We start from the raw sequence: 13209 nt of genomic DNA on the forward strand, positions 1-13209 counted from the left end.
GCCGCGTCCACCTACCCTTCTTCACGATCCGATGACCTCCCTTTTCCAAAACGTCGAATTGGCCCCGCGCGATCCCATCCTTGGGCTGAATGAGCAGTACAACGCAGATACCCGGCCGGGCAAGGTGAATCTGGGCGTAGGGGTGTACTACGACGATAACGGGCGTATTCCGCTTTTGTCCGCGGTGCGCAAGGCGGAAATCGCGCGCATCGAAGCAGCTGCCGCGCGCGGCTACCTGCCGATCGAAGGCATCGCGGCGTATAACAAAGGCGCGCAGGCGCTGCTGCTGGGCGCGGATTCGCCCTTGTCGGCGGCTGGCCGCGTGTTGACCACGCAAGCCCTGGGCGGCACTGGCGCGCTGAAGATCGGCGCCGATTTCCTGCATCAGCTGCTGCCTCAGTCGAAGGCCTACATCAGCGATCCCAGCTGGGAAAACCACCGGGCACTGTTCGAACGGGCCGGCTTCCAGGTCGAAACCTACCCGTACTATGACCCGGCAACCCACGGCCTGAACTTCGAAGGCATGCTTGCCGGTCTGAAGGCGATGCCGGCGCGCAGCGTGGTCGTGCTGCACGCCTGCTGCCACAACCCCACCGGCGTGGATCCCACGCCGGAGCAATGGCAGCAGATCGCCAATGTCGTCAAGGAGCGCGACCTGGTTCCCTTCCTGGACATCGCTTACCAGGGGTTCGGGGCAGGCCTGCAGGAAGATGCCGCGGTCGTACGTCTTTTCGCCGGCATGGACATGACGGTGTTCGTCAGCTCGTCATTTTCCAAGTCCTTCTCGCTGTATGGCGAACGCGTCGGCGCGCTGACGGTGATCTCCGGCAGCAAGGACGAAGCGACACGCGTGCTCAGCCAGCTCAAGCGCGTCATCCGTACCAACTACTCGAATCCGCCCACGCATGGCGGCACCGTCGTCTCCACCGTGCTGAATACGCCTGAACTCTTCACGCTGTGGGAGCAGGAACTGGGCAGCATGCGCGAGCGCATTCGACTGATGCGGCGCCAACTGGTCGAAAAGATCAAGGAACAGGGTGTGCAGCAGGACTTCAGCTTCGTCCTGCAGCAGCGCGGCATGTTCTCGTATTCGGGGTTGACCGCGGCCCAGGTCGATCGCCTGCGCGAAGAACACGGCATCTATGCGATCTCCAGCGGGCGGATTTGCGTGGCGGCGCTCAACAGCCAGAACATCGATGCCGTCGCCAAGGCGATCGCGGCGGTACTGAAGGGCTAAGACCCGCAGCTTGCGAAAACGGAATGGGGCCTGAGGGCCCCATTCTTTTTACGAGCGCCAAGCCCGTAAAGCGCGATAGCCCCTTGCGTTTTGAAGCTGCGTCCCCCAAAATGCGGAGCTGTATATCCATACAGGGAAGCAGGAACCCGCAAATGGCCAGCAAACTTACCGAACGCCAACAGCAAATCCTCGACCTCATACGCCAGGCGGTCGCCAGTACGGGGTTTCCGCCCACTCGCGCGGAAATTGCCCAGGCATTGGGGTTCCGCTCGCCGAACGCGGCGGAAGACCATCTGAAAGCCCTGGCCCGCAAAGGCGCGATCGAGCTGACTGCCGGTGCGTCCCGCGGCATCCGCCTGAAGGATCCGCGCCATGAAGGCGGGCAAGCCATGCTGCCCATCCCTTCCCTTGCCCAGCTCATGCTGCCGCTCGTAGGGCGGGTAGCGGCGGGCAGCCCCATCCTGGCCGCCGAACATGTCGAACGGGACGTGGGCGTGGACCCCGCCCTGTTCACGCAGCGTCCGGACTATCTGCTCAAAGTGCGGGGAATGAGCATGCGCGATATCGGCATCCTCGACGGCGACCTGCTGGCCGTCAAAAAAGCCAGCGAAGCCCGCGAAGGCCAGATCGTGGTAGCCCGGATCGATGAAGACGTCACGGTAAAACGGCTGCACCGCGAAGGCGGCCGCATCGAACTCCTGCCGGAAAACCCGGATTTCCAGCCCATCGTTGTCCAGCCCGGTCAGGAATTCGCCCTGGAAGGCATCGCGGTCGGACTGATTCGTATCCAGGCGCTGCACTGAAAAGCAAAGGGCCTGACAGCTTGCGCTGCAGGCCCTTGCGAACAAGGCACGGCGACGAGGTCAGTGCTTGATGACCGGGTCGACCGATTCCGTCGCGGGTGCCGGCGTCACCAGCGGCTTGTCCTTGGCTTCCTCTTCCGAAATCGCCTCGGGCATGCGTTCCAGCGCACGTTCCAGCACCTTGTCGATCCAGCGAACCGGCACGACCTCCAGCTGATTCTTCACGTTGTCGGGAATCTCAGCCAGATCCTTGACGTTTTCCTCGGGGATCAGCACGGTCTTGATGCCACCCCGATGCGCGGCAAGCAACTTTTCCTTCAAACCGCCAATGGCCAGCACTTCCCCACGCAGCGTGATTTCGCCTGTCATGGCCACGTCCGCGCGCACCGGGATGCCCGACAAGGCCGACACCATGGCAGTGGTGATGGCGATACCCGCGGACGGACCGTCCTTGGGCGTCGCGCCTTCCGGCACGTGGACGTGCATATCGCGCTTTTCGAAAACGCTGTCGGCAAAGCCCAGCCGGCGAGCGCGCGACCGCACGACCGTACGTGCCGCCTCGACGGATTCCTTCATCACGTCGCCCAGTGAACCCGTGCGCTGGATGGCGCCTTTACCAGGCATATCGGCGACTTCGATGGTCAGCAGATCGCCGCCCACCTCGGTCCAGGCCAGGCCTGTAACTTGGCCAACCTGGTTTTCTTTCTCCGCCATGCCGAAGTTATAGCGGCGCACGCCCAGGTAATCGTTCAGGTTCTCTGACGTCACGGCGATAGGCTTCGCCTCGCCTTTGCCGTCGGCCTTCGACTTGGCATCACGCTCCGTCAGCAGTTGCTTGACCACCTTGCGGCAGATCTTGCCGACCTCGCGCTCCAGCGCTCGCACACCGGCTTCCCGCGTGTAGTAGCGGACGATATCGCGCAAAGCCGATTCGTCGATCGTCAGTTCCGCTTCCTTCAGCCCGTTGTTCTTCAACAGCTTGGGAATCAGGTGGTCGCTGGCGATGTGAACCTTCTCGTCTTCGGTATAGCCGGACAGACGGATGACTTCCATCCGGTCCAGCAGTGCCGGGGGGATGTTCAGCGTATTGCTGGTCGCCACGAACATCACGTCCGACAGATCGAAGTCCACCTCGACGTAGTGATCCTGGAACGTATGGTTCTGTTCCGGATCCAGCACCTCCAGGAGGGCGGACGAAGGATCGCCACGGAAGTCCATGCCCAGCTTGTCGATCTCGTCCAGCAGGAACAAGGGGTTGCGGACACCCACCTTGCTCATGTTTTGCAGGATCTTGCCGGGCATCGAGCCGATATAGGTACGACGGTGACCACGGATCTCGGCTTCGTCGCGCACGCCGCCCAACGCCATGCGGACGAACTTGCGGTTCGTCGCCTTGGCGATGGACTGCCCCAGCGAAGTCTTGCCCACGCCCGGAGGACCGACCAGGCACAGGATGGGCGCTTTTACCTTGTCGACGCGTTGCTGGACGGCAAGGTATTCAAGGATGCGTTCCTTGACCTTGTCCAAGCCGTAGTGATCGTCATCGAGTACGGTTTCGGCGTTCCCGATAGAGTTATTGACCTTGCTCTTCTTGCGCCACGGCAGATTGATCAGCGTGTCGATATAGTTGCGCACCACCGTTGCCTCGGCGGACATCGGCGACATCAGCTTGAGCTTCTTCAGCTCGGCATCGGCCTTTTTGCGCGCTTCCTTGGGCATGCGGGCGGCGACGATTTTCTTCTCGAGTTCCTCGATATCGGCGCCCTCTTCGCCTTCGCCCAGTTCTTTCTGGATGGCCTTTACCTGTTCATTCAGGTAATAGTCGCGCTGGCTCTTTTCCATCTGCTTTTTGACGCGGCCGCGAATCCGCTTCTCGACTTGCAGGATGTCGATTTCGGTTTCCAGCTGCGTGAGCAGCCCTTCCAGGCGCTCGGCCGTGCCGAAGATTTCCAGCATCTTCTGCTTCTGCTCGAGCTTCAGCGGCAGATGCGCGGCAATGGTGTCGGCCAGCCGGCCGGCATCGTCGATTCCGGCCAGGGAGGTCAGGATCTCAGGCGGAATCTTTTTGTTCAGCTTCACATACTGCTCGAACTGCGCAACGATGGCGCGTCGCAGGGCCTCGGTCTCCGAGCCCTGGATGGGGTCGAGCTGGATGGGTACGACTTCGCACGTGAAGTGCGATTCGACATCGTCCACCCGGGTGATGCGAGCGCGCTGCGCGCCTTCGACCAGCACTTTTACAGTACCGTCGGGCAGCTTCAACATCTGGAGGATGCCTGCCACGCAGCCAATTTCGTAGACGTCCTCCGGAGAGGGATCATCCTTGCCGGCGGACTTCTGGGCGACCAGCATGATGCTCTTGCCGGCTTCCATCGCCACTTCAAGCGCGCGTATGGAACGGGGACGTCCGACGAATAGCGGGATGACCATGTGCGGGAACACCACGACGTCGCGCAGCGGCAACAGCGGGAGGTCGATGGGTTCGGAAGGCAGGGTCTGAGTGCCAGACATAAAGAATTCCTTGGGATGACTCAACGTATCGGCGATGCGGCGGAAAATGCGGTGGCGAGGTCCCGTCTAATCGTCAGCTACGTCTGATATGGGAACAATAGCCGAAAAATCAAGCTTCCGGCTGTCGGCCGCGAAAACCCCGAAAGACCCGCCTCCCGAGGCGGGTTTTCGCGGAATCAGGCCGCGGCGTCCCTGACTTCGCCCCGATCCGGCTTCGATGCCTGCGCGGCATCATCCGCATAGATGAGCAAAGGCTGACCATCGCCATCGATGACGTTCTCGTCGAGCACGACGCGACTGACATTGCCGAGCGAGGGCAGCTCGTACATCGTATCCAGCAGCGCGGACTCGAGGATGGACCGCAATCCACGTGCCCCCGTCTTGCGCTTGAGCGCCTTGCGGGCGACGGCACGCAAGGCGGCGGGACGCACGTCCAATTCAGCGCCTTCCATGGCAAACAGCTTCTGGAACTGCTTGACCAGCGCATTCTTGGGTTCGGTAAGGATTTGCACCAGGGCCGCTTCATCCAGCTCGCCGAGCGTCGCCACCACGGGCAAACGGCCGACGAGTTCAGGGATCAGGCCGAACTTGATGAGGTCTTCCGGCTCCGCTTCGCGGAACAATTCCCCCACGCCGCGTTCGGACTTGGCGCGCACCGACGCGGAAAAGCCGATGCCGGATTTCTCCGTACGATCGCGGATGACCTTTTCCAGCCCGTCGAAGGCGCCCCCGACGATGAACAGGATATTGGTCGTATCGACCTGGACAAAATCCTGGTTGGGATGCTTGCGGCCGCCCTGCGGGGGCACGGACGCGACCGTGCCTTCGATCAGCTTGAGCAAGGCCTGCTGGACGCCCTCGCCCGATACGTCGCGGGTGATGGACGGGTTGTCCGATTTGCGAGAGATCTTGTCGATTTCGTCGATGTAGATAATCGCACGCTGCGCCTTTTCAACTTCATAGTTGCAGTTCTGGAGCAGCTTCTGAATGATGTTTTCCACGTCCTCGCCGACATATCCGGCTTCGGTCAGCGTGGTCGCGTCAGCCATGACAAAGGGCACATTCAACATGCGCGCCAAGGTCTGCGCCAACAATGTCTTGCCCGAACCGGTCGGACCCACCAGGAGGATATTGCTCTTGGAGAGCTCGACTTCGTCGCCCTTGAGCTCGCCGTGGCGGATGCGCTTGTAGTGGTTGTATACAGCAACTGCCAGCGTGCGCTTGGGGGTGTCCTGGCCGATCACGTACTGGTCCAGGAACTTCTTGATTTCAGTCGGGGTGGGCAATTCCGAGCGAATGGCGGCTCGCGCCGTCGCCTGCGCCTCTTCCCGAATAATATCGTTGCAAAGATCGATGCATTCGTCGCAGATGAACACGGAAGGGCCCGCGATCAATTTGCGGACTTCGTGCTGGCTCTTGTTGCAAAAAGAGCAATGCAGCACCTTCGCGTCTGCCGATCCCTTTTTTTCAGGCATATATATCTCTGGTGACGATGGGCGCCGCGCCTGCGCGCACCACCCATCCTACGCTGGCTTGAAATAGCGGCGGGAAGGAACCGGATCCGGGGACGCCTTAGCGATCCTCGGAACGCGAGGCCAGTACCTTGTCCACCAAGCCATACGATACCGCATCTTCCGCCGACATGAAGTTGTCGCGCTCCGTGTCCTGTTCGATGCGCTCTACCGGCTGGCCCGTGTTGTCCGCCAGGATGCGATTCAAGCGGGAACGCAGGTCCAGGATCTCGCGCGCCTGGATCTGGATATCGCTGGCCTGGCCCTGGGCGCCGCCCGAGGGCTGGTGAATCATGATGCGGGAGTTGGGCAGCGAATAACGCTTGCCCTTCTTCCCCGCGGCCAGCAGGAACGCGCCCATGCTGGCAGCCAGCCCCGTGCATAGCGTGGACACATCCGGCTTGATGAAATTCATCGTGTCGTAGATGGCCATGCCCGCATAAACGGAACCGCCCGGCGAGTTGATGTAGAAGGAAATGTCCTTGTCCGGATTTTCCGACTCCAGGAACAGCAACTGGGCCACCACAAGGTTGGCCGAATTGTCATTCACCGGGCCCACCAGGAATACGACGCGTTCCCGCAACAACCTGGAATAAATGTCGTATGCCCGTTCGCCGCGCCCGGACTGCTCGATCACCATGGGGATATACCCCAGGGCGGTCGGCGTCACGGACGAGCCGCCGTGCATCGACGCGTAGAAATCCGTAAATCTGTTCATCAAGCCATCCCCATCAACTGATCGAAAGGCACCTGCTCATCCGTGACCTTGGCTTTTTCCAGCACATAGGAAACGACATTGTCTTCCACGACGAGCGCTTCGATTTCAGCGCGGCGCTGCCGGTCGGCCAAATAATAGCTGACCACCTGCGCCGGCTCCTCGTAATTCTGGGCGAATTCCTCGATGCGCGCGCGGACCTGCTCCGGCTTGGCCTGCAATTGGGCGTCCTTGACGAGCTCGGACACCAGCAGGCCCAGGCGCACGCGGCGCTCGGACTCGGTGCTGAAGGCTTCGGGCGGAATCGGCACGGAATCGGCGTTCGGCAGACCGCGCTGCTTGAGTTCTTCACGGGCAGCCGCCACACGGCTGCTGACGTCGCTGTCCACCAGCGCGGTGGGCACATCGAACTTGGCTGCTTCGGCCAATGCATCCATGACGCTGTTCTTGGTGCGCACCAGCAAGCGGGTCTTGGCTTCGCGCTCGATGTTCTTGCGGATGTCGGCTTTCAGCTTTTCCACATCGCCTTCGGACTGGCCAAGCGACTTCGCGAATTCGCTGTCCACGGCCGGCAGCACGGCTTCGGCCACTTCCTTGACCGTGATGGTGAACTCCGCCGTCTTGCCGGCGACTTCCTTGCCCTGGTAGTCGGCCGGGAACGTCAGCGGAAACACCTTGGTGTCGCCCGCTTTCAGGCCCTTCGCCGCGGCTTCGAACTCGGGCAGCATGCGGCCCTGGCCCAGCACGAACGGGAACCCTTCGGCCTTGCCGCCTTCGAACGGCACGCCGTCGATCGTGCCGGCGAAGTCCAGCGTGACGCGGTCGCCGTCCTGCGCGGCACGGCCTTCGCGCGCCTCGTAGGTCGCGCGCTGCTTGCGCAGGACCTCGATGGTCTGGTCCACCTGGGCGTCGGTCACCGGGCTGTCATAGCGGGTCACCGACAGGCTGGCCAGGTCCGGCACGGAAATTTCGGGATAGACCTCGAACGTGGCGGAGAACGCCAGCGCGTCTTCCGCGACGCCTTCGGTCTTCGGTTCGATGGAAGGAGCGCCGGCGATACGCAACTTGGCGGAATCCACGGCCTGTTCGAACGCACGGCCCACCTGCGTGTTGATAACGTCGTAGCGAATGCCGGGGCCGTGGCTGCGCTCCAGCATGGCCATGGGCACTTTGCCGGGACGGAAGCCGGGCACCTTGGCGGTGCGCGCGACGCGCTTCAGCTGCGCCTGGACTTCTTTTTCGACGTCCGCCACGGACACGGACAGATCGACGCGGCGCTTCAGGCCGGAGAGGGTTTCAACCACAGGCTGCATTGAAAAGACCTATTTTGCGAGTGAAGGGAAGATGGGAATCAACCGGTCATTTTACCGGAAAGTCGTTTGCCCTCTTTCAAGCACCCGCCGCGGCGGGGGACGGATAACTTCGGGCGTTGATTCCACGTGATGGAGAAGCGTGCGGGCGCCGACGCGGCGGCACGGAAAGGCTGCTGTCAGCTTGATAAAATTCGCTCCCGTTCCGCATCGCGAGTCTTCATGCCCATGCAACCACGCGCCCCTGGCGACACCCCTCCCCGCCTGAGCACCATGGCGGCCCTTATCTTCAGTTCCCGCTGGCTGCAGTTGCCCTTGTATCTCGGCCTGATTGTCGCGCAAGGGGTTTACGTGCTGCTGTTCCTGAAGGAACTCTGGCACTTGGTCAGCCATGCGACGTCCTTCGGCGAACAGCAGATCATGTTGATCGTGCTCGGCCTGATCGACGTCGTCATGATTTCAAACCTGCTGGTCATGGTGATCGTGGGCGGTTACGAGACCTTCGTCTCGCGCCTGAGGCTGGAAGGGCATCCGGATCAGCCGGAATGGTTAAGCCATGTGAACGCCAGCGTGCTCAAGGTCAAACTGGCAATGGCCATCATCGGCATTTCGTCGATTCACCTGCTACGCACCTTCATCGAGGCCGGCGCGCTGGGCACCGCGGACGTCAAGTACACGGAAAGCGGCGTCATGTGGCAGACGATCATTCACTGCGTGTTCATTCTTTCAGCCATCGGCATCGCCTACGTGGACCGGCTTTTGGCGCCGCCGTCGCCGACCAAGGGCCACGCCGCGCATTGAATTCGGATGCGGACACAGGCTGCAAAAAGAGAAAGGCGTGTCCGACAGACACGCCTTTCAGTTGCTCCACCCGCCCACCGCGAGACGAGGGGATTCGCGGGGATCACCGCAGGGACCACGGCCGCCGCTGGCGCGGCGCGCAGCCCTACTTCAGAATCTGGATATTCATGGCGGCAGGACCCTTGGCGCCCTGGCCTACTTCGTAAGTGACGCGCTGGTTTTCCTGCAGCGTCTTGTACCCTTCCGTGCGAATCTGCGAGAAGTGCACGAACAGATCCTTGCTGCCATCGTCGGGAACGATAAAGCCGTATCCCTTTTCCGCGTTGAACCACTTGACGATGCCGGTTGCCATATTTGCCACCACCTGAGCTGATGAATAGAAAAAGATTTCGCTAGATTATCAAGGAAGGGAAACCGGCAACTACAGTACCTATGACGGCGACAGATAGAATTAAGACCACGTCGCTTGGATATCTCGCTGATCGAGTGTAATCGGGATTTTTTTTCCGGGTCAACCACGGCCCACCGAAAATAAGCAGTTGGCGTGGCTTGCGGCGGACCGACGTCGCAACGAAGCGCACGCCCGGCTTAATAGCCACAACTTTAGACTTTGTCCGATCGTGGAACCTTGACGAATGTCATATATCGGCGATTCGCGGAACGGGATATAGCACAGTCACCCGAACGCATCCTGGCGGCCCGCATCGACCGCGAACCAACCCCGCGATCAACCGTATGGCGGCGCCGGCCAGGCCCGGCCCGGCCATGAGGATCGAGAAGCCGTCCCGCACTTGCAACGCTTCTGCCGGCCGATTGCGGCCGAGACCTGCAACCTGACCCTGTTGTCGGGACCTGCAACGTGGTCGAACCTGCAACGTAGTCCTGCGGGACTTGGATCCCGGCCTTGGCCCGGATCTGCCACTCGGCCCGAAACAGCCCGCAACCCGTTGATTCTTATGGCTTTAAGCCCATCGGATGGGCCCACTGAATCAACGGGTTCAAAGAGTGGTGCGAAGGAGGGGACTCGAACCCCTACACCTGTTACGGCGTCAGGACCTAAACCTGGTGCGTCTACCAATTTCGCCACCTTCGCAAGCGGAGCCCGATATTGTAGCTTGCTTGTTAAAATCGCGCCCCATGAACCCCCGCCTCGATGCACTGCACCCCTACCCCTTCGAAAAACTCCGCCGCCTGATGGCTGATGCGGGCGCGCCGCCCAGTGGGCTGGCGCCCATCAACCTATCCATCGGCGAACCCAAGCACGACACGCCGGCCCGCGTCGCCCAGGCCATGGTACAGGCCCTGCCCGGCGGGCTGGCATCCTATCCCACGACCAAGGGCGAGACGCGTCTGCGGGAGGTCATCGCGCAATGGCTGGCCAAGCGCTACGGCATTGCCGCGCCCGATCCCGAGACCCAGGTCCTGCCCGTGCTCGGCTCGCGCGAGGCGCTGTTCTCCTTCGCCCAAACCGTTATCGACCCCACGGGCGATGACGTGGTGATCTGCCCGAATCCGTTCTATCAAATCTACGAAGGCGCCGCGCTGCTGGCCGGTGCCCAACCTTATTACGTCAACGCCGATCCCGACCGCAACTTCGGGCCGGACTGGAGCCAGGTTCCCGAGGAGGTGTGGCGCAAGACCCGCATGGTGTACGTATGCTCGCCCGGCAACCCGGCGGGCAACGTCATGACCATGGACGATTGGCGCGAGATCCTCGAATTGAGCGACCGCTACGGTTTCATCGTGGCTTCCGACGAGTGCTACTCGGAGATCTACCTGAACGAAACCCAGCCTCCACTGGGCGGATTGCAGGCCGCGCACGCACTGGGCCGTACCGACTATCGCAACCTGCTCGCCTTCTCCAGCCTGTCCAAGCGATCCAACGTGCCGGGCATGCGCTCGGGTTTCGTTGCCGGCGACGCCAGCCTTGTCGCCCGCTTCCTCCTTTACCGGACCTACCACGGCAGCGCGATGAGCCCCGTCGTGTCGGCCGCCAGCATCGCGGCCTGGACCGATGAGACCCATGTGCGAGAGAATCGCAGGCTTTACCGCGAGAAATTCGATGCGGTCGTGCCCATTCTGCAGCGCACGATGAGCGTCACGCGGCCCGCCGCGTCGTTCTATCTATGGGCCGCCACGCCGACACCCGATACGGATTTCGCGCGCGAGCTGTACGCCAGCACCGGGGTAACGGTACTTCCGGGCAGCTATCTCGCCCGCGACGCCCACGGCCGCAATCCCGGGCTGAACCGCATCCGCATGGCGCTGGTCGCCCCGTTGGCGCAGTGCGTCGACGCCGCCGAACGCATCGCCAATTTCGCCAAGACTGCTGTCTAACCCCTCAACCGTTGAAAAACATGACTCTCGACCTTCAAACAACCATCGAATACGCCTGGGAAGCCAGGGCCTCCCTGACGCCCACCGATGCCAGCGCGGAAATCCGCGAAGCCGTCGAACACACCATCGATGCCCTGGACACGGGTCGCCTGCGCGTGGCGGATAAAACGACGGGTGAATGGCTGGTGCATCAATGGATCAAGAAGGCGGTCCTGCTGTCGTTCCGCCTGCAAGAGAACGCCGTCATGGGCGAAGCCCCGCTGCAGTTCTACGACAAGGTGCCGCTGAAGTTCGCCGAATATGGCAACGCCGCGTTCCAGCACGGCGGCTACCGCGTGGTGCCGCCCGCCGTGGCGCGCCGTGGCGCCTTCATTGGCCGCAACGTGGTCCTGATGCCGTCGTACGTGAACCTGGGCGCCTATGTGGACGAAGGCACCATGGTCGATACCTGGGCCACCGTCGGATCGTGCGCGCAGATCGGCAAGAACGTCCATCTGTCCGGCGGCGTCGGCATCGGCGGCGTGCTGGAGCCGCTGCAGGCCAATCCCACCATCATCGAAGATAACTGCTTCATCGGCGCGCGCTCCGAAATCGTGGAAGGCGTCATCGTGGAAGAGAACTCGGTGCTCTCCATGGGTGTTTACCTGTCGCAAAGCACCAAGATCTTCGATCGCGCCACGGGCAAGATCACCTATGGTCGCATCCCGTCGGGTTCGGTGGTCGTGCCGGGGTCGCTGCCCGCGGCCGATGGTTCGCACAGCCTGTATTGCGCCGTGATCGTCAAGCGCGTGGACGCCCAGACCCGTGCGAAGACCAGCATCAATGATTTGCTGAGGGCGTAATGGCTGCAACCGCCGTACTCGACCTGGTCAAGGATCTGATCGCCCGCCCCTCGGTCACGCCGGCAGACTTCGACTGCCAGCGGATGCTGGCACTGCGGCTGGAACAGAGCGGTTTTCGCTGCGAAAGCATCGTTCGCAACGGCGTAACCAATCTGTGGGCGCGCCGCGGGACGACCGGCCCGCTGGTGGTATTCGCCGGACACACCGACGTGGTCCCCACCGGCCCGCTGGAGAAATGGGAAAGCGATCCTTTCGTACCGGTCGAGCGCGACGGTTTCCTGTATGGACGCGGCGCGGCCGACATGAAAAGCTCCATCGCGGCGTTCGTGGTGGCGGTCGAGGAATTCGTGGCAGCCCACCCCTCGCATGCCGGTTCCATCGCGCTGCTGCTGACCTCCGATGAAGAAGGCCCTTCGGTGGACGGCACCGTGCGCGTGTGCGAATGGCTGCAAGAACGTGGAGAAACGCTGGACTACTGCATTGTGGGAGAACCCACCTCGACCGATCGCCTGGGCGACGTTTGCAAGAACGGCCGGCGCGGCTCCCTGACGGGACGCCTGAAGGTCAAAGGCATGCAGGGCCACGTCGCCTATCCGCATCTGGCGCGCAATGCCGTTCACGACGTTGCGCCGGCACTGGCCGAACTGGTCTCCATCGAATGGGACCAGGGCAATGCCTACTTTCCTCCGACGACATTCCAGGTCTCCAATATGTCCGCCGGCACGGGCGCAACCAATATCGTGCCCGGCGAAGCGGTCCTGGTGTTCAACTTCCGTTTTTCCACCGCGAGTACGCCTGACAGCCTGAAGGCCCGTGTCACGACCGTGCTGGACAAGCACGGCGTCGACTACCACATCGATTGGGCGCTGGGCGGCGAACCCTTCCTGACTCCGAAAGGCACGCTCAGCACCGCGCTCACCGACGCCATCCGCGCGGAAACGGGACTGGAAACGGAACTGTCCACTACCGGCGGTACGTCCGATGGCCGTTTCCTGGCCAAGGTCTGCCCGCAGGTCATCGAATTCGGTCCCTGCAACGCGACCATCCACAAAGTCAACGAACGCATCGAACTCGACTCGCTCGTTCCCCTGAAGAACATTTATCGCCGCACGGTCGAAAACCTGCTGCTCGCGGTGTGACCG

General features: G+C 61.9%; 11 protein-coding genes and 1 tRNA gene. 6 read left to right on the forward strand and 6 right to left on the reverse strand.

Going from position 1 to position 13209, the window contains the following annotated elements; all coding sequences use genetic code 11:
* Positions 1-31: 31 nt before the first annotated feature.
* Together CAL28_RS17975 and lexA are read left to right on the forward strand one after the other, a co-directional pair.
* The gene (locus CAL28_RS17975; RefSeq protein WP_094842641.1) at positions 32-1237 is read left to right on the forward strand and encodes an amino acid aminotransferase; all 1206 of its coding nucleotides are present in this window, start codon (positions 32-34) and stop codon (positions 1235-1237) included.
* Between the two features lie 152 nt (positions 1238-1389).
* A complete protein-coding gene (gene lexA / locus CAL28_RS17980; protein ID WP_094842642.1) occupies positions 1390-2040 on the forward strand; it encodes a transcriptional repressor LexA in 651 nt (216 codons plus the stop codon).
* Positions 2041-2100: 60 nt separating this feature from the next.
* On the opposite strand, the gene lon is transcribed toward lexA, so the two are convergent.
* From lon to tig, 4 genes are all read right to left on the reverse strand, one after another.
* Positions 2101-4551 carry an endopeptidase La gene (gene lon, locus CAL28_RS17985; protein ID WP_094842643.1) on the reverse strand — a complete coding sequence of 817 codons (2451 nt, stop codon included), beginning with the start codon at positions 4549-4551 and terminating at the stop codon, positions 2101-2103.
* 176 nt (positions 4552-4727) lie between these two features.
* Positions 4728-6026, reverse strand: coding sequence for an ATP-dependent Clp protease ATP-binding subunit ClpX (clpX, locus tag CAL28_RS17990; protein WP_094842644.1), 1299 nt, complete (start codon positions 6024-6026; stop codon positions 4728-4730).
* Positions 6027-6123: 97 nt separating this feature from the next.
* The gene (clpP, locus tag CAL28_RS17995) at positions 6124-6780 is read right to left on the reverse strand and encodes an ATP-dependent Clp endopeptidase proteolytic subunit ClpP (RefSeq protein ID WP_094842645.1); all 657 of its coding nucleotides are present in this window, start codon (positions 6778-6780) and stop codon (positions 6124-6126) included.
* A complete protein-coding gene (gene tig / locus CAL28_RS18000) occupies positions 6780-8090 on the reverse strand; it encodes a trigger factor (protein ID WP_094842646.1) in 1311 nt (436 codons plus the stop codon). The genes clpP and tig overlap by 1 nt, the downstream gene beginning before the upstream one ends.
* Positions 8091-8315: 225 nt before the next feature.
* On the opposite strand from tig, the gene CAL28_RS18005 reads away from it, so the two are divergent.
* Complete coding sequence (locus CAL28_RS18005) at positions 8316-8888, forward strand: TIGR00645 family protein (protein WP_176464158.1); 573 nt, start codon at positions 8316-8318, stop codon at positions 8886-8888.
* Positions 8889-9033: 145 nt separating this feature from the next.
* On the opposite strand, the gene CAL28_RS18010 is transcribed toward CAL28_RS18005, so the two are convergent.
* Both CAL28_RS18010 and CAL28_RS18015 read right to left on the reverse strand, forming a co-directional pair.
* Entirely contained in the window at positions 9034-9240 is a 207-nt protein-coding gene (locus tag CAL28_RS18010) for a cold-shock protein (RefSeq protein ID WP_086065757.1), read from the reverse strand.
* Between the two features lie 654 nt (positions 9241-9894).
* Positions 9895-9981 (reverse strand) — tRNA-Leu (locus CAL28_RS18015).
* Positions 9982-10025: 44 nt separating this feature from the next.
* Here CAL28_RS18015 and dapC point away from each other — a divergent pair.
* From dapC to dapE, 3 genes are read left to right on the forward strand one after another with little or no spacing between them, the layout of a single operon-like run.
* Entirely contained in the window at positions 10026-11225 is a 1200-nt protein-coding gene (gene dapC, locus CAL28_RS18020) for a succinyldiaminopimelate transaminase (RefSeq protein ID WP_094842648.1), read from the forward strand.
* Between the two features lie 20 nt (positions 11226-11245).
* On the forward strand, positions 11246-12067 hold the full coding sequence (dapD, locus tag CAL28_RS18025; protein ID WP_094842649.1) for a 2,3,4,5-tetrahydropyridine-2,6-dicarboxylate N-succinyltransferase: 822 nt from the start codon (positions 11246-11248) through the stop codon (positions 12065-12067).
* Positions 12067-13206 carry a succinyl-diaminopimelate desuccinylase gene (gene dapE, locus CAL28_RS18030; protein ID WP_094842650.1) on the forward strand — a complete coding sequence of 380 codons (1140 nt, stop codon included), beginning with the start codon at positions 12067-12069 and terminating at the stop codon, positions 13204-13206. Before dapD ends, dapE begins: the two co-directional genes overlap by 1 nt.
* The last annotated feature ends 3 nt before the right edge of the window (positions 13207-13209 follow it).

The sequence above is a fragment of the Bordetella genomosp. 11 genome, from assembly GCF_002261215.1.
Lineage (GTDB): Bacteria > Pseudomonadota > Gammaproteobacteria > Burkholderiales > Burkholderiaceae_B > Bordetella_C.